Here is a 21,884-nt window from a genome sequence, read left to right on the forward strand (position 1 = left end):
ACTGTGTATAAGAGGTTGTGAAAAAGCTGCCTGCATCAAGTAATAAGAACAGCCAAACAAAAATAGTTCCTCATATTTTTCGTTTGGTTGGACTTATTACCGCAGATGCAAGCTTTTGAACACCGTTTAAGGAAGAGGTTGTAAAATCAGCGTTTTGACCTGAGTATTAGAGAAACAAACGGAAAAATAGCTCCTCATATTTTGCCGTTTTTTGAGCTAATATCGAGGAGTTGGCAGGAGAACACTGAAAGGGACTGTGACACGATTTTTGTCACAGTCCCTTTATTTGATGGGTCTTTCCTGAATATCTTCAAAATAATCGGGGTAATTATGAATCACGTATTCTTGCTCTTCGATAATCATATGTAAATGCATCGTACAAAGAAACCCGACTTCATCAAAGTTATGATCAATCATTGATTGAAGCATTGTCTGATGTTCATCCAATACTCGACCCCAATCTAATTCTGAAATCGTCAAACGCAACCATCTGAAACGGTTCAAGTGCGTACTATAACTTTCCAGCCAGTCCCAAATCTCTCGTTTTCCTGCAATTTCATAACAAGTTCGGTGGAAATCAGTATCCAAATCAAAAAAAGCTTTTTTATTTTGAGCGATCACTGCCTGATCGGTTTGTTCTAATATTTTTTCTAGTTTAGCTTGATCTTGCGCTGTCATTTTCGCACTACATTCTTGCAGGATCGGTTTTTCCAGCTTTTCCCGCGTATAACGGGCTAATGAAGCAGATCGGATATCGATTTTTGAAACATAGGTGCCGGACTGTGGAATGGTTTTTACAAGCTCCTGATTACGAAGCTGGATCAGTACTTCCCGAATCGGTGTGCGCCCGATAGCTAGTTGTTCTTCTAACACTTTATCGGAGATTTTACTTCCAGGTGCTAACTCGGAATAAATGATCTGTTTACGGATAGATTCATAAGCTTGCTGCTGCAAATTATTGATAACCATTAAAACTTCCTTTCTGTGTAAGTATAATCTATTATAACATAAATCGCTTACAAAACGTGTGGATGCAAAGACGTATTCTTGAAAAAAAGCCCTGATAGGCATGCCTATTAGAGCCTCGAAAAGAAAATACTGAATCAATCTGGTCGTACCTCTTGGATCGGTTTGACACGACCGCCGATTCTTTTAGCAAAAGCTTCGGATTCTTTTTTGTCTTTGAAAATGAGCAGATTGTCTAAGTTTTTTTCCCGAGTGCGGCAGCCAGTTTTATCGATGTAACCGTGCATTACTTTAACGACATACATGGGGATCACCTGCTTTTTTCTTTTCATTATACGAACTACTCGACACAATACAAGAAAAATGCTTAGACGGTTTTTTATTAAGAAATAGCATTATCCAGAGAAGCGTACGCTTGGAATAACTGATCTAGCTCCGGATTGACTTTGCTCAGCTTCACTAAACGTTGCGAATCAGAAAGTAAGAAACAGTGTTTACTGCTACCAATAGTTTTTAATTTTTTGTCTTCAGTTCCCACAATTTCGTAGCTAAAATCTAAACGTGTCCCCGTATATTTTTGGATAGTTGGATGGATGCTCACTTCTTCTCCGTAATGGATCATTTCTTTATAGCTGCAATTTACTTCCAGAACGGGGATAATGATCCCAGATTCTTCGATTTTTTTATAGGGAAACCCTAGATGTACCAATAAGGCTACCCGAGCCTCTTCAAACCAGCGGATATAATTGCTGTGATGAATAATCCCCATTTGATCTGTTTCATAATAAAAAGGTTCTCGTACATAACCTGTAAATTTCTCCATGATTCATGCCTCGTTTTCCATTGATTTTTTACAAAAATAATTCATCCACTTCGGAAGTGCTTCGCTGATCTGTGTCGGCAAAACGACATATTGTTCTTTTGCTAGCTGGTCTCCGATGAAACTATGAAGATAAACAGCTGCCGCAATCGTTTGGTCATTTTGAGGGAATTGGGCGAAGAATCCTGTGATCATTCCTGCTAAAGTGTCCCCCATGCCGCCTGTTGCCATAGCAGCTGAACCTAAAGGATTGGTGTAGAAGTGTTGGTGACCATAAATTTTTGTCTCATGACTTTTCAAAACGACCGCAGCACCGATTTCCTGTTGCTTCTTTTGGTTTTCTTCATCTCGCTGTTCTTTTATCGGTAGAGCACTCAACCGTTGCCACTCCATTTGATGAGGTGTAAGTACTGTTTGTTCGGGATAGGGTAGCGAAAGATGGTTAGCAGCCAGTAAACTTAAAGCAGAGCCATCAATCACCAGCCATTGTTCTTTTGATTGGTTTTCTAGTACTTGTTTTAAACGTTCCAAACTCTTGGAAGAAGTACCCAATCCGGGACCAATCAAGAGTACATTTGCTTGCTTTATCACGGAAAGAAACTGGTCAGTATCCGTCCAATCTACGATCATTGCTTCTGGCAGATGACTGTGAAGGGCACTCCGATTTTTTTCATCAGTTACTACTGTCGTGAGACCTGCTCCACTGTGTACGGCAGCTAAAGCACTCATGATGATTGCTCCGCCGTATTGTTCATTGCCGCCAATCAAAACGACACGTCCAAATGTTCCTTTATGTGAAATTTTTGGACGAGGTGTGATGACTCTTTTCACTAGTTGTTCGTCTATCAGCATCAAAAAACCTCCTTTTACTCATTATAGCGTATATTTTTTTTAGAGAAAAACAGATAAGAAAAGGAATTGTCAGATTTTTTGAACTATTTTTTTCTGTAATTTGTGGTATCATGAACACGAAGACTTAAATAAGTGGAGGATTAACTTTATGACAATTGATTGGCAAAAAGAAGTAGAAGCACGTAAAGAAGACTTGCTTGAAGACTTGAAAAATCTTTTACGTGTCAACAGCGAGCGAGACGACTCAAAAGTAACACCAGATGCACCATTTGGACCTGGACCTCGCGACGCATTGAAACATATGTTAGCTTATGGTGAACGTGATGGATTTAAAGTAAAAAATGTCGATAACTATGCAGGGCATATTGATCTTGGCGAAGGAGACGAAACACTAGGGATATTTGGACACATGGATGTCGTTCCTGCAGGAGATGGCTGGGACACAGATCCTTATGAACCAGTAATCAAGGATGGAAAGATCTTTGCACGCGGATCAAGTGATGACAAAGGTCCAAGTATGGCAGCTTACTATGCGATGAAAATCATTAAAGAACTTGACTTGAAACTATCGAAAAAAGTGCGTTTCGTAGTCGGTAGTGATGAAGAAAGCGGCTGGGGCGATATGGCTTATTATTTCGAACATGAAGAAGAACCAGATTTTGGTTTCTCGCCAGATGCTGAATTTCCAATCATCAATGGTGAAAAAGGAAATGTTTCTTTAGCTTTACGATTCAAAGGCGACAATGCAGGAGATTATGTATTGAAATCTTTTGTTTCCGGACTTCGCGAAAACATGGTGCCAGGAACAGCAACTGCAGCACTTCAAGTACCAAGTGCAGATACAGCTATCGCGATGGAAGAAGCATTTTACCAATTCATCGAAGCCAATCCAGTAAGCGGAACGATTGAAGCAGACAATACGTATGTAAAAATCGAATTAGTTGGTAAAGGTGCACATGGTGCAAGCCCACAATCTGGCATCAATGCAGGTTCTTTCTTGGCATTGTTCTTAGATAACTATGAATTCTTAGGATCTGCTAAACAATTTATCCATGTAGCAGCTGCTTATGTCCATGAAGATTTCTATGGAGAAAAACTAGGAGTCGCTTATGAAGATGAAAAAATGGGCAAATTGACAATGAATGCTGGACTGTTTGCTTTTGAAGAGAATGGTACAGAGGAAGCGAACTTCATCAATATGAATTTCCGTTTTCCAAAAGGTGTAACAGTAGACGGATTGCAAAGTGACATCGAACAAACAGTGGGCCAAGAAGGCGCAACAGTTACTCGAGGTGCTCGCGTAATGGAACCACATTACGTACCAATGGATGATCCATTGGTGGCTACATTATTGCAAGTCTATGAAGACCACACTGGAGAAAAAGGCTACGAACAAATCATCGGTGGCGGAACTTACGGACGTTTGTTGAAACGTGGCGTTGCTTATGGAGCGATGTTCCCAGGATATACTGATACAATGCATCAAGCAAACGAATTTATGAGTCTTGATGACTTGTTCAGAGCAACAGCAATCTATGCAGATGCCATCTATCGTTTGGCGAAATAAAAATACTAAAAAACTCCGGCTATCTCTGATAGCTGGAGTTTTTATGTTTAAAAATGAATCAGTACATCGGTCTTCCTAAAAGTAATTCAGTTCGTCTTTTGATTTCTCAGGAGGGATCAAAAAGGCGAAAGCACTAAGTATAGCAAAACTTGTGATGATTTGCGTACGATACGTAAACCAATAATGAATCTGTGAGTGATTAGCTAAAATGTTGTACCAAATATACGGCGTTACAGCAGCTAAGACAAACAAAACTAGAAGTTGGAACGGATGCCAGCTATTTCGTTTACGATAAGCAAAATAGAGAAAAACAAGGCAAGTAATCAATAGCAATAATATTGCTACTTTTGGATACATCAATTTAATATTGCTTTTCAGCATCTCTAATCGATGCAACGGGTATTTGTCGTTTCCTTCCGTTCGAAAGAGGATTTGGTTGATTGCATCTTTTACAATGTTTTTGTTCAATATGATCGATGACAGGATCCATTTAGTCACCCATGTCAAACCATAGCCTAATCCCCAAAAGATACCGGTAAAAACAAAACTGCCTACTTGTTTGCTCAATGAACTGCGTTTATCCATTAAATACTTATTTGTTACATAATAAATAATGATCACGGGTATCCCCCAAGAGATGACCGGTGTTGTCAACAAGTCAAAAAAGTTAGCTAAAGAACCAATGACAAAGAAATACAAGAATAATTGTTGATTGGTCTTGAACAATTGTGGTTTTGTTAAAAATAGTAATACAGACAATAATGTCAAAATCCAAATATTTGAAAACTGCATACTGAAGAAAAAGATTGCGGCATTTCCTATAACAAGCGAGATTAATAAGGCTATCGCTAAATAGATGTCGCTACGCTTGATTAAAAAGTAGCTCGTTAACCCAATCAACAGAAAAAGAACAGCTGCGTAGATCATCCGAATGCTACCTAAACTCATCACTAGCAATAAAGGACGCAAAAAGAGCTGATAACCATGCCAATAACGAGGATAATCCGCCATAGACATCGCATTCTCCAATGGGTTCAATTCAGGGTCTGCTTTTGTTTTTCGTATCATCAAATGATCAGTAAAGTTATCTAACCGAGTACCTAGCATATTTCCTTGATTGATAGAAGGATACATTCCTTCTTTTTCAACCATCTGTAGAGATTTTTCTGCATTTGATTCAATAGAATGCTGCGGAATGACAAAAGTAATTGTCAGCAGTACGCAATAGCTAGCAATCAAGAAAACAAAAGCAAAAAATATCTTTTTAAATAGTTTCATGAGTATCTCCTATATCTGTTTTCATTTTTTCTCTTTTATCTAGTAAAAAAGGAGAGAGGATATAGACAGGCAAACTTAATGCTAAAACAAACACATACCGTAAACTAAAAGCCACAGGAGTAGCAATCATAATAGTAGCAAAAACAAGCATACCGGGAAGAAAAAGGAGTAAATACCGATATTTCTTCTTAAAGATTGCTAAAAGTGCACTGCCGATAGCTAACCACAGTAATGTGCCGGAACCAAAGAAATCACGAGCATCGATGATTTTTTTCATTCCTGACAATCCAGTAAGATGTTCAATCAAATCTACTTGTTTTATCCCATAATTATTCGTATTTACACGAGTATCTAAAAAGCCGTAACTATTTTTTGTACCAGGTACCCAGAACCCGAACGTTTCTAAAATATAAGCATCTGTATAAATTTTTATATTACTTGGTAAATTTCTTGCCCATAGTGATAAAAATTCTTTTTTATGTGTATTCAAAAATTCATTGTTAAAATTTTTATGCCACTTGATTGAGTCTGCGAGACTAGGAGAATACGCTTCATAATCTTTTATCGGGAGTAGCTGATTCATGAATGCTTTATCTTTCTTAGACAAGTCACCATCCATAACAATAGTTCTAGAAATTTGCTGCAAAGGAATACCTAATTGTTCGGCAGTTTCTGTAGGAATAGCATAACGAGCCATCAACGGGTGGATGAGTAGTCCAGCAATCACTGTATAACCGAGTACCACTTGAAAGAATGCTTGATACCTTTTTTGTTTCAAAATAATCAAGCCGCAAATTAAACCTGTGCCGATTACTACATAAATCCCATTATTTCTTAGATAGGTAGTCAGTAAAGCAAGGATGATTACGTAAATCTGATTGGGAATTGTTGGCTTTTCTCGTTGAAAAATAAAGTCAAAAACCGCTAAGGAAAATAAAAAGCAAGCGATAGAGAACAAAGTATCTTTTTGCATATTCAAGGCGTAGATTGGAAAAACCGGTGCAAATGCAAAATAGCATAAACTAATGAGTACCGGAAAAAAATGGATGTGTCTTTTTAACAGCCAGCAAAGAGAATAACTTATCGCTGAAGCTGTTATCAATGTTTGGAAAATAGAAAATAAAAATACACCGTGATTGATCGTATCAGTTGGTAAATCATGAACAAATAGCTTGACCAGTAAGGTGAATAAGACTGGATGATGATTGCTTATAGGAACATCACCCATAGATTGGGCGACCGAACTTAACGAATCAGGCAAAACCACTCCAGGATACAATGCCAACAGATAAGGAAGCCAACACAGAACTAAAAAGATAGTAAAGAATAAAAAATATTTTCTTGAAGAGAAAGCCTGTGTGTTTTGAGCAGTAAAAAATGTTTCCAGTTTTGGCATTGATAAATAAATCGATTGTAAAAATAAAAAAGAATACACAAAAACGGAGAAAAAAACAAGAAAGTAAAAAATACTTCCATCAGCAATCGTTGTCTTTGTATAGTTTGCTGAGACATACTGAAATTGTATCTGTCTGCCAATAGAAAGTGTAAGAGCAAAAGCTGCAGAAAAAAACAATCGGGCAATAGCTGCAACTTTGTTTTTTATTGAAAACAACTCTATTCCATATTGCTTAAAAGCAAGTAGCAAAACCATGGCTAAACCAATGATTACTGCTGGATTCAAAGTTCCTAAACCATAAGAAGTAAAAAAAGCAAAACCTGACGCAAATAAAGTTGCAAAAAAAGCAGGAAATAGATTCTCCTTTTTCTTATGCATAAAAAAGGCCTCCTACTTCATTTCTTTATTTTGATATTCGTGGTAGACATGGTATAAATTCAATTCATATTCTTTCTTGGCATTTGTGACGACCGTATCCAAAATCAACCCTGTTACTAATGAAAGAAGGGCTAAAGTCATCAATCCCGTACTTAAAATCGCAGAAGGGATGCGTGTAATAAAGCTTGTCAGCATATATTCACGAATCACAGGAATCCCTGTGACCAATCCAAATAAAAAGAAGAAGATAGTCCAGATCCCAAAGAAAAGCAAAGGTTTATAATCTTTGCACATTTTGATGATCATCATGATCACTTTGAATCCGTCAGAGAATGTATTCAATTTTGATTCGCTACCTTCAGGACGATCGCGATAATCGATTGGAATCTCAACGAACTTGAATTTTTTATCTAGAGCATGGATCGTCAATTCTGTTTCGATTTGAAAACCAGAACTCATAATAGGGAAGCTTTTGACAAAAATTCGATTGAATCCTCGATAGCCGGTCATGACATCGCGAATTTTTGTTTTATATAAGTAAGTAATTGTATTTTTAACCAGATTATTCCCAAAATCATGGAAAGGACGCTTATTTTCATCAAAATAGGTTCCATTTGATAGACGATCGCCAATAACCATATCTGCTTCGCCAGAACGTAATTTCTCAAGCAAACCATGTGCAGCTTCTGCAGGATAAGTATCATCACCATCTACCATCAAATAATAATCGGCATCAATATCAAAAAACATTTGACGGATTACATTTCCTTTTCCTTGACGTGGTTCTTTCTTTACGATTGCTCCACCTTGAACGGCCAATTCGTATGTTCGATCGTTCGAATTATTATCATAGACATAAATATCTGCTTCTGGTAATTCCCTTTTAAAATCTTCAATAACAGTTGAAATTGTCGCCTCTTCGTTATAACAAGGAATGAGCACGGCAATTTTTTCACGTGATTCCATTTGTCACTCTCCTTATATAATAAAACTAATCTTATTTCAAGAATACCGTATAATAACTATAAATACTAGCTATTCCAAGAGGAAATAGCCCTATTTTTATAAAAACCACCCACTATAAAAGAAGGATAGGAGACCTCTCTTTTAGATAGTGGGTGCGTATTCGTTATTTCATTTTTTTGACGTATTAATCTATTGCGCCCTTTTTTCTTGAAATGTCTAATACGGTTCCTGTATGAGCATCTGCTAAAAATTCATAATAAACAGTTTCGCCATCTTCTATCCGGGAAAGCCCACCCCGATAAGCACTCGACCGAACGGCGAATTTTCGAATAGGTTCTTTTTCAAAAGAGATCCAAGAACCTTCGATTGCGCCTTCTTTTAAAAAAGATGTTTTGATATTTTCAAGCACTTGGTCTGCTGACAATACTTTTTTGCGATGATACCAAATCGTTGAAGCTACCCCGCTCAATAATCCTAGACCGATCCCAACGGCTAACCCGCCTTTAAAATAGCTTAATTCGCTTTCTTCATACATGTGGATATACCTCCTTCTTCTCACTTGCTACTCCTTGTGCTTATTTTACCACACTCTCATATTTTCTTTGAAATAAATAACCGCTACCAGAAAAAATAAGCTATAATAAATACGATCGGTCTGCAGAAAAAATCATATTTTATCCGCAGATCAATATAAGTCTGAGAGGAGTTTAGTCTGAAATTTAGACGAATAGCATATGGAAGAAAAAACATTTCAACGAATCAAAGAGTTAACAGAATTACAAGGAACAAGCGGTTTTGAACAAGACGTTCGCGCCTATATGGAAAGTCATATGGAACCGCTGGTAGATGAGTTACAATTAGATGGTTTGGGCGGCATTTTTGGGCTGCGCCACCATGAAGAAGCGGATGCACCTCGTGTAATGGTCGCAGCACATATGGATGAAGTCGGATTCATGCTGACACAAATCCAAGAAAACGGGCTTTTCAAAGTCGTACCTCTAGGCGGCTGGAACCCTTACGTTGTTTCTGCTCAACGTTTTACACTTAAAACCTCTACTGGTAAGAATTATCCATGTATTTCTTCTTCCGTTCCCCCACATTTATTGCGAGGAACAAGCGGACAAAAATCAGTAGAAGTAACAGATATTTTGTTCGATGCTGGGTTTGAATCAAGAGAAGAGGCAATGAGTTACGGTGTCCTTCCAGGAGACACAATTGTGCCTTATGCTGAAACGATCAAAACAGCCAACGGAAAGAATATCATCAGCAAATCGTGGGACAACCGCTATGGCTGTACAATGGTATTAGAAGCTTTAGAAGCGTTACAAAATGAAACATTAGGTCATACATTGATTGCAGGCGCGAATGTCCAAGAAGAAGTAGGCTTACGTGGTTCTAAAGCTTCTGTCAATAAATTCAAGCCAGATCTGTTCTTTGCAGTAGACTGCTCTGCAGCAGATGACACAGTGACGAAAAATGGCACATTCGGACATTTAGGAGAAGGTACATTGATGCGTATCCAAGATCCAGGTTTGATCATGCTTCCTCGTTTGCGTGAGTACTTGCTGGATATTGCTGAAACAAACAATATCCCTTATCAATACTTTGTTTCAAAAGGCGGTACAGATGCAGGTGCTGCTCATACACAAAATGAAGGAATCCCAAGTACAGTGATTGGCGTAGTGGGACGTTATATCCATACGCATCAAACGATGTTCAGTATTCGCGATTTTGAAGCTGCACGAGAAATGTTGATTCAAACACTGAAAGGTTTGGATAAATCAACAGTGAACACGATCGTATACGGAAAATAACGCGATAGTAAAACTATAAAATCTGGCAAAAGCAACCTTTTGTCAGATTTTTTTTATAAAAAGAGGATCAATGTTTGTTAGTTCGTAAGAAAGGTGTATAATTTAATTGAAAAATACATAAAGAGAAAGTAGAGGAAAAAGAATGATTATCCCAAATAGTTTAGAAGAATTAGCAGGCTACGTAGAAACTGGAAAGAGTGTATTTTTCTTTACTGCCGGCTGGTGCGGAGACTGCCGTTTTATCAAACCGCAAATGCCTGAAATCGAAAATGACTTTTCTGATTGGCAATTTATTGAAGTAGACCGTGACAAGTACATAGATGTAGCCGCTGAATGGAACATTTTTGGTATCCCAAGTTTTGTCGTGATCCAAGACGGAAAAGAATTAGGTCGTCTAGTGAATAAAGATCGTAAAACAAAACAGGAAATCGAATCGTTCCTAGAAAGTGTAATAAAAGGCTGACATCTGTTAGGAGGGGTCAAGATGAATCAAGAATATAAGAACATTTTAGTAGGTATCGACGGTAGTGAACAAGCACTTGCTGCTTTCAAAAAAGCGGTAGAAGTGGCTCGCCGTAATAATGGGAAAGTATATGTAGCAAACGTAATCGATCAGCAATTTTATAACTTTATGGGATATGCTCCTATTGATCAAAATCTAGTCGATCAGCAAACTGAAACAGCCAAGCAAATGATCGAAGAATGTAAAGAATATGGGAAATCTGTTGATTACACAAATATAGAAGGAATTATTGCCTACGGCTCTGTTCGTGAATCCATGGCAGTCAAATTGCCAAAAAAATATGCAATCGATCTAATCATGGTTGGGCAGTCTGGACTAAATGCAGTCGAACGCTTTATGACAGGAAGTGTAGCCAGCTACGTTATACGTCATTCACCTTGTGATGTCTTGATCGTTTCTGACGAAGAAGAACAGCCAAGTAATTAAGCAAGTGGAACTTGTATAATCTTTTTAATCAATTCACTAAAACAGTAAAGGGACTGTGACAAAAGTCTTGTCACAGTCCCTTGTTACGAATAAATGGTGTTCCAGAAGAAGCTTCTTCGGAAATAAAGCATGAAAAAAAACTCATGCAGTGAATGCAATTTTTTGTTAAGATAAATCTCAGCAAAGGATAATGGAGGAAAGAACATGATTTTTGCTTATAACAAAGCACACGTCGGAGACACTTTGATGGTTATCATAGCCGACGATAAAGGAACAGAAAACACTGTTGAACGTAAATGGAATGTTGCTCGGATCAAAGATGAACAAGGTCAAGTTGTTGCTTGGAACTTTTTCCATATCTCCGATCATCTAACAATCGAAGGGAACGGCCAAGTAAGCTTAACAGATGAAGAATTAGCGAAATTGAATCGATTGATCAAAGAAGCAGGATTCGAAGAACAGCTTGAAGCTGATCGTGAACCGAAGATCGTTGTCGGATATGTCAAAACATGCGTCCCGCATCCTGACTCTGATCATTTATCGATTACTGAGACAGAAGTAGACAATGGGACAGTATTACAAATCGTTTGCGGTGCACCAAATATCGAAGCTGGACAAAAAGTTGTCGTTGCAAAACCAGGAGCCATGATGCCGGATGGCATGATGATCTGGCCAGGAACTTTGCGAGGGGTAGACAGCTATGGAATGATTTGTTCCGCTCGTGAATTGCATTTGCCAAATGCTCCAGAAAAAAAAGGAATCTTAGTATTGCCTGAGGATGCCGTAGTCGGAGAAGTATTTCCAAAATAAAGAGGTTGTGAGCCTGCCGTTTCACTCTGAGTCACAAGAAGTTGGCAGAAGAACACCATTTAAAAAAGAGGTTGTGACAAGTCTTTGTCACAACCTCTTTTTTTATTAATTTTCACTATTTTGATTTTGTTTTAATGCCGATTGATCGATCGTCAATTCAACAGTAGTTGTTTTTTCTTTCGAGCCTTCATAGTAAGTGATTTTGACAGAATCTCCCACTTTTTTCTTATACAAAGCAGATTGAAGTTCTACGCCAGAAGAAACTTCTTTGTCATCGATCTTAGTAATGACATCATATTGTTTCAATCCAGCTTTTTCAGCCGGTGTAGCTGTTTGGACATTTGTCACGATGACACCGTTAGTTACAGATGAAGGAATCTTCAAGATTTGTTCTTGTTGCTGAGTAGAAACGGCAGATAAGTCGACCATTGTGATACCTAGAGCTGGACGTGTCACTTTTCCGTCTTTTTCCAGTTGATTGATGATATTCACTACATCGTTACTTGGAATAGCAAATCCCATTCCTTCTACGCTTACATTAGAAGTCGATTCAGAAGTACTTGCGATCTTACTTGAGTTGATACCGATAACTTGACCTTCGATATTCACTAAAGGACCACCAGAATTTCCCGGGTTGATCGCTGCATCTGTTTGGATCGCATTGATATTGACTGTTTCGTTCGATTCATTCGTACTTGTTACTTGTCGATTCAAAGAAGAAATGATTCCTGAAGTGACAGAATTCGCATATTCAGATCCTAATGGGGAACCAATCGCAATCGCAGGTTCACCAACCTTCAGAGCGCTTGAGTCACCAAAAGAGGCAACCGTTTCGACTTTATCTGAATTGATCTTCAACACCGCTAAATCTGAATAAGCATCTGTTCCAACTAATTCAGCTTTTACTTTCGTCCCGTCTTTCATCATGACTTCCAAACCTTGCTGTCCATCTACTACGTGGTTGTTTGTGACTACATAAGCAGTATTCCCGTCTTTTTTGTAGATCACGCCGCTTCCTTCACTATAAGCTTCCAAATTACTATCATCTGAGCTGCTACTTTCTTCTTGCTGCCCGAATAATCCGCCAAAACCGCTTGATTGATTTTGACTTTGTAAGTTGATAACAGAAACGACAGCGTCTTGAACTTTATCTACCGCTTTGGTGATATCAGAATCTACATTGACTTTGACATTTTCGACAACTGTTTCACCGGCTGAATTTTGATTGCCGCTTGTAGCAGTAGAACTATTGTTGCCAGTGCCCATCGCTGCATAAAAAATGCCAGCTGTCAGTAGTCCTCCAACGATCCCTCCAACAAGCCCCAGACCCAACTTACGCCAGAGGCTATTATTTTTATTTTTTTTCATCTTTGGTGTCACATTTTTTCTATCCATGTGTTCCTCCTCCAATTACATTCATTTATCTACTTTTAGTATAGTCTTATTTGTTGACTTTAGTCTACTTTGAGACTGTGAACTTTTTATGAAAAACTTTAGGAAAAATCATTGTTTTCAGATGAAAATATTTGATTTTCTTTTTCCACAGATACTGTGTAAAACTACGCGAATAGGATTGGAAAAATAAGGGATAAAACATATCCACAGCCTGTGCATAAAGTGGATAAATTCTTATAAAACGTATGTTTGCCTAATAAATGTGATGAAATAAGGTAAAATAACACTATTTTCTGTGGATAAACCTGTGGATGTTGTGCATAACTGTTGGGGAAATCTTTTTAACAAAAATAGCCAAAATAAACATATAGACGAAAAAATTGATTATAATAAACAAAGTGAGCGTGAAGATCAAAGGAGAGAAAACATGAATATCAAAATTATTTCAGTAGGAAAATTAAAAGAAAAATACTTGATCCAAGGTATCAATGAGTATGTCAAACGGCTGAATGCCTATGCAAAAATCGAATTGATCGAAGTTCCTGACGAAAAAGCCCCGGAGAATTTGAGCGAAGCGCAAATGAGACAAGTAAAAGAAAAAGAAGGAGAACGGATCTTAGCGAAAATCAAAGAACAAGAATATGTCTATGCCTTAGCAATTGAAGGGAAAAATCCCACAAGCGAATCTTTTGCTAAACAAATCGACCAATTAGGTATCCAAGGAAAAAGCCACCTTGTTTTTGTTATCGGCGGCTCTTTAGGACTCAGCGAAGCCGTCATGAAAAGAAGCAATGCTCAGATCTCTTTTGGCAAAATGACGTATCCACATCAATTGATGCGTCTGATCCTCGTCGAGCAAATCTACCGTGCCTTCCGGATCAATGCGGGGGCGCCGTATCATAAGTGATGATATTTTTGTAATGTGTTCGGGCATGCTCTCTACTTACTAGTAGGTCAAGTGATTGATCATTAAATAGTAGAAATAGCATGTCCAAGGAGACATTCCACAAAATCATTAACATACATTAAATAAATTGAGCTGTTGCATAATAGACATAAGGAAATGTTCTTTTCTATATTTAGAAAAGCTGTCAAGGCGAAGTTTAAATATCACAAAACTTAATTGGAAAAGAGAATCAACTGGAACTTGCTAGCGTTGCAAGTTGAATAAAAAAACAACCAAGATTAGATTGTAGGAACTTGTAGAAGATCATAATTTGAAGTTAACAAAAGAATTCCACGACACCTCTACTCTGTTAAGTACAGGAAACAGAGAGTTAAGGGCAAGAAAAATAGGCGAGGATATCGGGTTGAAAGGCCGATTGTAGAACATAAGTTAATAGTAAATAAAAAGACGAAGAAATCGCGTCAAGTGGATTCTTCGTCTTTTTATTGATGAGATTGTTGTGACAACGTGCTTATTTTATTAGAAGATATCTTTTTCTGATTTTTCTAATGCTAAAGCTAAACACCCAATGATTCCAGCATCATCTCCTAATTTTGGAGGTAATACATAGTTTTCGAATGCTGGGTAGTCTACATAGTGATTCATCAAACCAACCAAAGCTTCTTGGACTCGTTCTCTCAGATGTGCTTGTTTCATTACGCCTCCGCCAAAGATGATGACATCAGGTGAAAATAGAAGAGTTGTGTTATAGACACATTGAGCGATGTAATAAGCTTCTAATTCCCAAGAAGGATCAGCGACAGACAACTCTTGACCTTTCATGCCTGTTCTTTGTTCGATTGCAGGTCCAGAAGCCATTCCTTCCAGGCAATCGCTATGATAAGGACAAACACCTTTAAAGGTATCCACAGGGTGTCGGCGCACAAGCATATGTCCCATTTCAGGGTGGCTGAAACCTTCTACAAAAGTGCCATTTTGCAAGGCACCGCCACCAATACCTGTTCCAATCGTGTAGTAAACAATAGTGGAACGCCCTTTTCCATTCCCCGCGACATATTCTCCGTAAGCAGCTGCATTGACATCGGTGGTAAAGACAATCGGTAGTTCTTTTAAATTTTTATTTAAATAACCGATAAAATCAAAATTCTGCCAAGCTTTTTTTGGCGTAGAGGTGATATATCCGTATGTTGCTGAATTGGGATGAATATCAATCGGTCCAAAAGAACCTATTCCAATCGCTGCCAGTTGGTCTTGGTGTTTTTTGAAGAAATCAATAACGTTATTCATCGTTTCTATCGGCGTGGTTGTAGGGATTTGTATTCTTTCAATTACTTCTAAATCTTTCGTACCTACTGCGCAGACAAATTTTGTTCCGCCAGCTTCAATTGCTCCATATAACATAAAACATTTGCTCCTTTGCAGTTAAGTCGTTTTACCTTGAATCAGCTTTACTGGTAAAACGTAATGTGATTCCAGTGGTTTTTCAGCATCTTGGATTCTTTGCAGTAGCAAGTCTACAAGGATGTCGGCAATATCCGTTATTGGTTGAGCGATAGTAGACAGATGCGGAAAATAATTCTGGATAAATTTTGTTCCGTCATATCCAATGATTTTCAATTGCTCAGGGATGCGGATATCGAGCTCTTGACACAGATTGTATGCCAATACAGCTGTAAGATCATCTGTGCAAAAAATACTGTCAATCTCTTCATTTTGCAAAATCCGTTTGATTTCTAAATTTTTTAAAGCAGTGGAACGAGCAGTTGAATGGAATTGAAAAATCTGTGGTTCTAGCTGCTGCTCATCCATAAATTTCAAATAGCCGTTCATTCGGTCATTTGTGGGGGAGTTGGATTCTTGCGAGCCCGTCAAAATAGCGATTTTACGAGCTCCTTTTAGATAGAGATTTTCTGTCGCGAGATAACCGCCTCGGAAATTATCACTGCTGACGATTGGTGTTCCGTCTGCCAGATAGCGGTCAAAAGAGACGATTGGCAACTCAATATTTTCGTACTCCTGTATCCCGAGATTATGAGCGCCGGCGATGATGCCGTCCACTTTATTTGCTGCTAACATGTTGAGATAATTTCGTTCTTTTTCTTTATTATTAGCACTGTCACATAAGATCGAACGATAGCCTAAATCAAATAATTTACTTTCCAACTGTTCGACTAATTCGCCAAAAAACGGATTGGCGACTGTTGGGAAAATCAAGCCGATCAATTGGGTGTTTTTTCCTTGAAGTGAACGGGCTAACGAATTCGGCTGATAATTGAGTTCTTTCATTGCTTGATTCACTTTATCGATTGTTTTTTGACTTAAAGAACCATAATTATTTATCACTCTCGAGACAGTAGTAGGAGAGACTCCTGCTTTTTTTGCCACATCTGTCAATTTAACAGCCATTTTCTTCATCCTTTATTTGTTCATATTCCGCAGATGCCATAATTTCCCTTTAAATTCCCTGTCACTTTTTATATACAAGCCCGTTTGATCATCTGTCGGAAAGACACGGGCAGTCGCTGTTTGCTGTCCATCATTTACAAACACCTCTACAACGGAACGATCAACAAATATTTGTAATTTCAGCGGTTTCTTTTCAATTGAGAATTCACGTACAGTTCCAAAATTTTCAGCGAAAGATTTGCCGGCATGGCTGCGATCCATACTCATTTTACCATGTATCATATCAAAGGATAGTGTTAAACCGTGTTTTTGTTGTTCATCTGCAAACAATAAAATAGTACCTTTCTGTGAGTAATCGAATTCTAACTGGAGTTCATATTGATTTATTTCCGCGTCAATAGTGGTTTCCAAACCGCTAAAGTGATAAGGTTTTCCTTTTCGCAACTGCGCTGTTTCTTTCACCGGTCGTTGATAGAGCTGCTCTTTTTCAATAGTAAGTTCTTTTACGATGCTCAAGCAGTGTGCCCATCCTTCTTCGTCAGTTGGATAGCTGATTTCAGGCAACCCAATCCAACTGATTGCCAAGGTTCGTCCATTTTCATCACTGAAACAGTGCGTCGCGTAAATGTCAAATCCTTCATCTATATTTTTTATGTGAGTAGGGTCGGAAAGCTCATTTTTTTCAAAATCAAATGTTTGACCGATCACGTAAGTATTCGGGTAAATATTACTGTATGAGTGGATCTCGTGAGATAAACCTTGTGGGCAGAAGACCAGTAGTGCTTTGCCGTTCACAAATAATAGATTTGGACACTCGATCATAAAACCCATTTCTTCCTCTGTAAAACCCAAAGTTCCTAAAAACTGCCAATTTTGAAGATCTTTACTGTAATAAGTTAGGATTCTTCCTTGTTTTTGTTCAGTTTGTGCTCCGACAATGAGCAAGTAACCGTCATCATAAGCAATCAGCTGAGGATCACGGATTTCTTGTGTATATCCCGGAGGTGGGGAGCTGATCAAAGGAGTCGGTATCTTAGTGATATTACCATTTTTGTCCATCCATGCCCCTAACTGGAAGGAATGACGTCCCCAATTCGAATCACGCACATTTCCGGTATATGCAAGGAACAGTTGATTATCAATCGGCAAAGCTGAACCTGAGTACACACCGTGACTGTCAAATGAATTATCCGGAATCAGTTTGAGGCCATCGTTTTTCCAATCTATCAGATTAACTGAGGAGAGATGGTACCAAGATTTCAGACCATGAACAGACCCCATCGGATATGCTTGATAAAATAGCTGCCATTTCCCGTCGAAATAGGAAAAACCATTCGGATCGTTCAATAAACCAGTAACTGGTTGTATATGGTAGCCTAAGCGCCAATGGGAAGAATTGATTTTCTTCTCTAAGGAATGCAAATGTTCTTCAGACCATTCTTTATATGGACGATAACGATCCGTTCGTGACCAATTTTCTTTAAGTTTCATGACAAACTCCTTGTAAACGTATTCTTGGAATTATAATATATTTTTTCTGGTAAAATGTCAAACGAATATCAAAATTAAATGGCTTATAAAAGCTATTTTTTTATATATAAAAAATTATTTTATTTAAAATTTGATAATCGATTGACAATTGTTTTAAATCATGGCATATTGTGCTTAAGAAAAATTTATAGTTACTGCTTCAATAATTTTGGATTAGGAGGAAATGAAATGGATTACAAAAAAGTAGCTGAAGAAATCAGCAAAGCGCTTGGAGAAGACAATGTACAAGCAGCTGCGCATTGTGCAACACGTTTACGGCTTGTCTTAAAAGATTCAGACAAAGTAGACCAGAAGGCTCTGGATGATAATGAAAGTGTGAAAGGAACTTTTGAAGCAAATGATCAATTTCAGATCATTATCGGAGCAGGTGATGTGAATAACGTATATGATGAATTCGTTAAGATCACCGGCGTAAAGGAAGCTTCAACCGACGATTTGAAAGCGGTAGCATCGAATAAGAAGAATAATCCTGTCATGGCCTTTATCAAGGTGTTGTCAGATATCTTCGTTCCGATTGTCCCTGCATTGGTTGCGGGTGGACTGTTGATGGCTCTGAATAATGTTTTGACGGCACAGGATTTGTTTGGTCCTCAGTCAGTGGTTGAGTTGTATCCATCAGTGAAAGATTTTGCTGGCATCATTAATTTACTTGCTTCAGCGCCGTTTGCTTTTTTGCCGATTTTGGTAGGTTTTTCAGCAACTCGACGTTTTGGAGGCAATCCGTATCTTGGAGCAGCAATGGGGATGGCGATGGTCATGCCGGATTTAGTGAATGGATACAGTGTGACGAATGCTATTGCAGAAGGATCGATGCCTTATTGGAATATTTTTGGAATGAATGTGGCACAAGCCGGTTATCAAGGATCTGTTCTTCCAGTCCTTGCAGTTTCTTGGATTTTAGCTACTTTAGAAAAATTCTTCCATAAACGGTTGGCTAATGCTTTCGACTACACATTTACTCCAATGCTAGCTATTATTATTACTGGTTTTTTAACTTTTACAGTAGTAGGGCCGGTGATGCGTACTGTCGGAGACGGCTTAGCTGATGGATTAAGCTGGTTATACAGTACTACTGGAGCTTTCGGCTTAGGTGTCTTTGGTTTCTTCTATTCGCCGATAGTCATTACCGGATTACATCAAAGCTTTCCAGCAATCGAGACTACTTTACTAGCAGATGTTGCCAGAACGGGTGGCTCTTTTATCTTTCCAGTTGCCTCAATGGCAAATGTAGCGCAAGGAGCGGCTGCTTTGGCGATTATGCTGCTGACAAAAAATAAAAAGCAAAAGAGTCTAGCTACCACTGCAGGTGTTTCCGCTATGTTGGGGATTACTGAGCCAGCGATATTCGGTGTGAATTTGAAACTGAAATTTCCGTTTATTTGTGGAATGATTGCTGCAGGAATTGCTTCATTCTTTATCGGCTTGTTCCACGTATTAGCAGTTGCGATGGGACCGGCAAGCGTCATTGGCTTTATTTCCATTGCACCTCGTTCGATTCCTTCATTCATGATCGGAATTGTTATCAGTATAGTGATCGGTTTTTTAAGCACTTACTTCTATGGAAAAAAACATATGGAACTGCTAGCAGATGGTGAATCAAAAGGAACAGAAGCAGCTGAGTCAATCAGTTCAGTTCCTAAAACGACTAGGAAACCGCAAGATGAAATTTTAGCTGCATCAGTCAGCGGGAAGATTCTCCCTTTAACGAAGGTAAAAGATCCAGTTTTTTCCACTGAAATGATGGGAAGAGGTATAGCAGTCAAACCAGATGACGGGGTAGTCCATGCTCCAGCAGATGGTATATTGACAGTTGTCCACGAATCTAAACATGCATATGGCTTGAAAACAGAGAAAGGAGCGGAAGTACTGATCCATATCGGTATCGATACAGTGAATCTAAAAGGGGCCGGATTCACGACACAGCGACAATATGGTGAATTAGTGAAAAAAGGGGATATTCTCGGTACATTTGATCGTAAATTGCTTAAAGAAGAAGGGTACGACGATACAATTATGGAAATTGTCACTAATTCCTCTGCATATGCTAATGTAAAAATTCTTGAAAAAAACACGGTCAAAAGTGGTGAAGATATTCTGATAGTGAGTGAAACAGATGAAAAATAAATGGTGGAAAAGTGCAGTAATCTATCAAATCTATCCTCGAAGTTTTCAAGATACAAATGGAGATGGCATTGGAGATATTCCTGGTATTCTTTCAAGATTAGATTATCTAGAAAACCTGGGAATCAATGCGATATGGTTAAGCCCGGTTTATGAATCACCTAATGATGATAATGGCTATGATATCAGTGACTACAGAAAAATAGGCGCAGAATATGGAACGATGGCAGATATGGATTTACTGATAAAAGAAGCACGACAAAGGGGAATAAGAGTCATCATGGATCTTGTTATCAATCATACGTCAGACAGACATCCATGGTTTCAATCGGCAAAAAAAAGTGTTACCAGTCCCTATCACGACTATTATGTTTGGCGTAAAGAACCGAATGGATTAGAGTCGAACTTCGGCGGTTCAGCATGGACCTATGTGCCCGAAGTGAATCAATATTATCTGCACTTGCATTCGAAAAAGCAGCCGGATTTGAATTGGCAAAATCCAAAGATGAGACAAGCAATCTATGACATGATGAATTTTTGGCTTGAGAAAGGGATTGGCGGATTTCGATTAGATGTCATTGATCTGATTGGAAAACAGCCGGAACAATCTATTACTAAAAATGGTCCTCTTTTACATGATTTATTGCAAGAAATGTACCAAAAAACATTTGGTCATTATGATGTAGTGACAGTGGGAGAGACTTGGGGGGCAACGCCCAAGATTGCGCAGCTGTATTCAAAAGAAGAACGCAAAGAATTATCAATGGTCTTTCAATTCGAGCATATTAATCTAGACAAACAGAATGGCAAGCGAAAATGGGATCTAAAGGATTTAGATCCACAGGAATTACATCGGACTTTTTCTAAATGGCAGATTGAATTAGGTGGTTGTGGTTGGAATTCTTTATTTTGGAATAATCATGATCTCCCACGAATCATTTCTCGCTGGGGGGACGATCAAGAATATCGAACAATCAGTGGAAAAATGCTAGCGATATACCTCCATTTTATGCAAGGTACTCCTTATATCTATCAAGGAGAAGAAATCGGCATGATCAATTATCCAGTAAAGAGTATTGATGAGGTAGATGATATTGAAAGCCAAAGAATGTATGCAGAACGTATAAAAAAAGGCTATTCGAAGGAAGAGTTGATCCAATCAATCAACTCGAAGGGGCGAGATAATGCTCGCCATCCGATGCAATGGAACAATCACAAAAATGGTGGCTTTACGGAAGGCACTCCTTGGTTGCCAGTGGGGAATACAGAAGAGATCAATGTAGAAGCAGCATTAGCTGCTCAAGATTCCTTGTTTTATACGTATCAAAAACTGATCGAATTGCGCAAAGAATTACCTGTGATTGTCTATGGGAAATATCAAGTCATTGAGACAGAGGAACCGAATGTTTTAGCATATCTACGCAGTTTAAAAAACCAAAAAATACTAGTTGTAGTTAATTTTTCTGATCAAAAGACTACTTTTCCAATCGGTAAGTATCGTGTCAAACAAGTCTTGATCCAAAATTACAAAAAGAAAGTTACTAACAATTTACTCCCATATGAAGCTTTTAGCGCGCTGATCTATTAAGTGGTTTTTTCTATAGATGAATCTTTGTTATGAGGTAGATAGTTCAATGAAACAGTTATTCGATTTGTTTATAGAAAACAATTTAATCAGCAAAAAGGGGGACAAACTTTTAATTGTCTC

At 38.3% G+C, this 21,884-nt stretch carries 20 protein-coding genes; 8 read left to right on the top strand and 12 right to left on the bottom strand.

Annotated features, from left to right (window positions below; genetic code table 11):
- Positions 1–282: 282 nt before the first annotated feature.
- The 4 genes from RWU19_RS10315 to RWU19_RS10330 form a co-directional block, all read right to left on the bottom strand.
- Positions 283–969 (bottom strand): GntR family transcriptional regulator, encoded by a 687-nt coding sequence (locus RWU19_RS10315; RefSeq protein ID WP_316002724.1) that lies wholly within the window; start codon positions 967–969, stop codon positions 283–285.
- 134 nt (positions 970–1,103) lie between these two features.
- Complete coding sequence (locus RWU19_RS10320) at positions 1,104–1,298, bottom strand: hypothetical protein (RefSeq protein WP_002315615.1); 195 nt, start codon at positions 1,296–1,298, stop codon at positions 1,104–1,106.
- A gap of 50 nt (positions 1,299–1,348) precedes the next feature.
- Entirely contained in the window at positions 1,349–1,789 is a 441-nt protein-coding gene (locus RWU19_RS10325) for an acyl-CoA thioesterase (RefSeq protein WP_002329691.1), read from the bottom strand.
- Between the two features lie 3 nt (positions 1,790–1,792).
- Positions 1,793–2,638 carry an NAD(P)H-hydrate dehydratase gene (locus tag RWU19_RS10330; protein ID WP_316002725.1) on the bottom strand — a complete coding sequence of 282 codons (846 nt, stop codon included), beginning with the start codon at positions 2,636–2,638 and terminating at the stop codon, positions 1,793–1,795.
- A 148-nt stretch (positions 2,639–2,786) separates the two neighbouring features.
- Between RWU19_RS10330 and pepV the strand changes: the two genes are divergently transcribed.
- Positions 2,787–4,205, top strand: a complete 1,419-nt coding sequence (gene pepV / locus RWU19_RS10335; protein WP_002329689.1) for a dipeptidase PepV — start codon at positions 2,787–2,789, stop codon at positions 4,203–4,205.
- Positions 4,206–4,280: 75 nt separating this feature from the next.
- Here pepV and RWU19_RS10340 read toward each other — a convergent pair whose 3' ends face one another.
- From RWU19_RS10340 to RWU19_RS10355, 4 genes are all read right to left on the bottom strand, one after another.
- Entirely contained in the window at positions 4,281–5,483 is a 1,203-nt protein-coding gene (locus RWU19_RS10340) for a hypothetical protein (RefSeq protein WP_070770560.1), read from the bottom strand.
- Positions 5,470–7,257 (bottom strand): DUF6020 family protein, encoded by a 1,788-nt coding sequence (locus tag RWU19_RS10345; protein ID WP_070770559.1) that lies wholly within the window; start codon positions 7,255–7,257, stop codon positions 5,470–5,472. Before RWU19_RS10345 ends, RWU19_RS10340 begins: the two co-directional genes overlap by 14 nt.
- Positions 7,258–7,269: 12 nt before the next feature.
- Positions 7,270–8,223, bottom strand: a complete 954-nt coding sequence (locus RWU19_RS10350; protein WP_123837556.1) for a glycosyltransferase family 2 protein — start codon at positions 8,221–8,223, stop codon at positions 7,270–7,272.
- Between the two features lie 184 nt (positions 8,224–8,407).
- The gene (locus tag RWU19_RS10355; RefSeq protein WP_002292629.1) at positions 8,408–8,758 is read right to left on the bottom strand and encodes a PepSY domain-containing protein; all 351 of its coding nucleotides are present in this window, start codon (positions 8,756–8,758) and stop codon (positions 8,408–8,410) included.
- A gap of 199 nt (positions 8,759–8,957) precedes the next feature.
- On the opposite strand from RWU19_RS10355, the gene pepA reads away from it, so the two are divergent.
- The 4 genes from pepA to ytpR all read left to right on the top strand — a co-directional run bounded on the left by pepA (position 8,958) and on the right by ytpR (position 11,796).
- Positions 8,958–10,037 carry a glutamyl aminopeptidase gene (gene pepA / locus RWU19_RS10360; protein ID WP_002294156.1) on the top strand — a complete coding sequence of 360 codons (1,080 nt, stop codon included), beginning with the start codon at positions 8,958–8,960 and terminating at the stop codon, positions 10,035–10,037.
- Between the two features lie 142 nt (positions 10,038–10,179).
- The gene (locus tag RWU19_RS10365) at positions 10,180–10,500 is read left to right on the top strand and encodes a thioredoxin family protein (protein ID WP_002292632.1); all 321 of its coding nucleotides are present in this window, start codon (positions 10,180–10,182) and stop codon (positions 10,498–10,500) included.
- A 21-nt stretch (positions 10,501–10,521) separates the two neighbouring features.
- Positions 10,522–10,986 (top strand): universal stress protein, encoded by a 465-nt coding sequence (locus RWU19_RS10370; RefSeq protein WP_002292633.1) that lies wholly within the window; start codon positions 10,522–10,524, stop codon positions 10,984–10,986.
- Positions 10,987–11,190: 204 nt separating this feature from the next.
- On the top strand, positions 11,191–11,796 hold the full coding sequence (ytpR, locus tag RWU19_RS10375; protein WP_123837557.1) for a YtpR family tRNA-binding protein: 606 nt from the start codon (positions 11,191–11,193) through the stop codon (positions 11,794–11,796).
- 105 nt (positions 11,797–11,901) lie between these two features.
- On the opposite strand, the gene RWU19_RS10380 is transcribed toward ytpR, so the two are convergent.
- Positions 11,902–13,191 carry a S1C family serine protease gene (locus RWU19_RS10380; protein ID WP_002290101.1) on the bottom strand — a complete coding sequence of 430 codons (1,290 nt, stop codon included), beginning with the start codon at positions 13,189–13,191 and terminating at the stop codon, positions 11,902–11,904.
- Positions 13,192–13,618: 427 nt separating this feature from the next.
- Between RWU19_RS10380 and rlmH the strand changes: the two genes are divergently transcribed.
- Positions 13,619–14,098 carry a 23S rRNA (pseudouridine(1915)-N(3))-methyltransferase RlmH gene (rlmH, locus tag RWU19_RS10385; protein WP_002287841.1) on the top strand — a complete coding sequence of 160 codons (480 nt, stop codon included), beginning with the start codon at positions 13,619–13,621 and terminating at the stop codon, positions 14,096–14,098.
- 519 nt (positions 14,099–14,617) lie between these two features.
- On the opposite strand, the gene RWU19_RS10390 is transcribed toward rlmH, so the two are convergent.
- The 3 genes from RWU19_RS10390 to RWU19_RS10400 are packed head-to-tail and all read right to left on the bottom strand — an operon-like array spanning position 14,618 to position 17,995.
- Positions 14,618–15,499: an ROK family protein gene (locus RWU19_RS10390; RefSeq protein WP_024635368.1), complete on the bottom strand. Its 882-nt coding sequence runs from the start codon at positions 15,497–15,499 to the stop codon at positions 14,618–14,620.
- A 21-nt stretch (positions 15,500–15,520) separates the two neighbouring features.
- Complete coding sequence (locus RWU19_RS10395) at positions 15,521–16,504, bottom strand: LacI family DNA-binding transcriptional regulator (RefSeq protein WP_002310605.1); 984 nt, start codon at positions 16,502–16,504, stop codon at positions 15,521–15,523.
- 12 nt (positions 16,505–16,516) lie between these two features.
- Positions 16,517–17,995 carry a sucrose-6-phosphate hydrolase gene (locus RWU19_RS10400; protein ID WP_002338597.1) on the bottom strand — a complete coding sequence of 493 codons (1,479 nt, stop codon included), beginning with the start codon at positions 17,993–17,995 and terminating at the stop codon, positions 16,517–16,519.
- Positions 17,996–18,223: 228 nt separating this feature from the next.
- Here RWU19_RS10400 and RWU19_RS10405 point away from each other — a divergent pair, with 228 nt between their 5' ends.
- Together RWU19_RS10405 and RWU19_RS10410 are read left to right on the top strand one after the other, a co-directional pair.
- Positions 18,224–20,179: a sucrose-specific PTS transporter subunit IIBC gene (locus RWU19_RS10405; protein ID WP_123837559.1), complete on the top strand. Its 1,956-nt coding sequence runs from the start codon at positions 18,224–18,226 to the stop codon at positions 20,177–20,179.
- A complete protein-coding gene (locus RWU19_RS10410) occupies positions 20,169–21,764 on the top strand; it encodes a glycoside hydrolase family 13 protein (RefSeq protein WP_024635371.1) in 1,596 nt (531 codons plus the stop codon). Before RWU19_RS10405 ends, RWU19_RS10410 begins: the two co-directional genes overlap by 11 nt.
- Positions 21,765–21,884 lie beyond the last annotated feature (120 nt).

It is taken from the genome of Enterococcus sp. 2STP (assembly GCF_032465635.1).
In the GTDB taxonomy this organism is placed as follows: domain Bacteria; phylum Bacillota; class Bacilli; order Lactobacillales; family Enterococcaceae; genus Enterococcus_B; species Enterococcus_B lactis.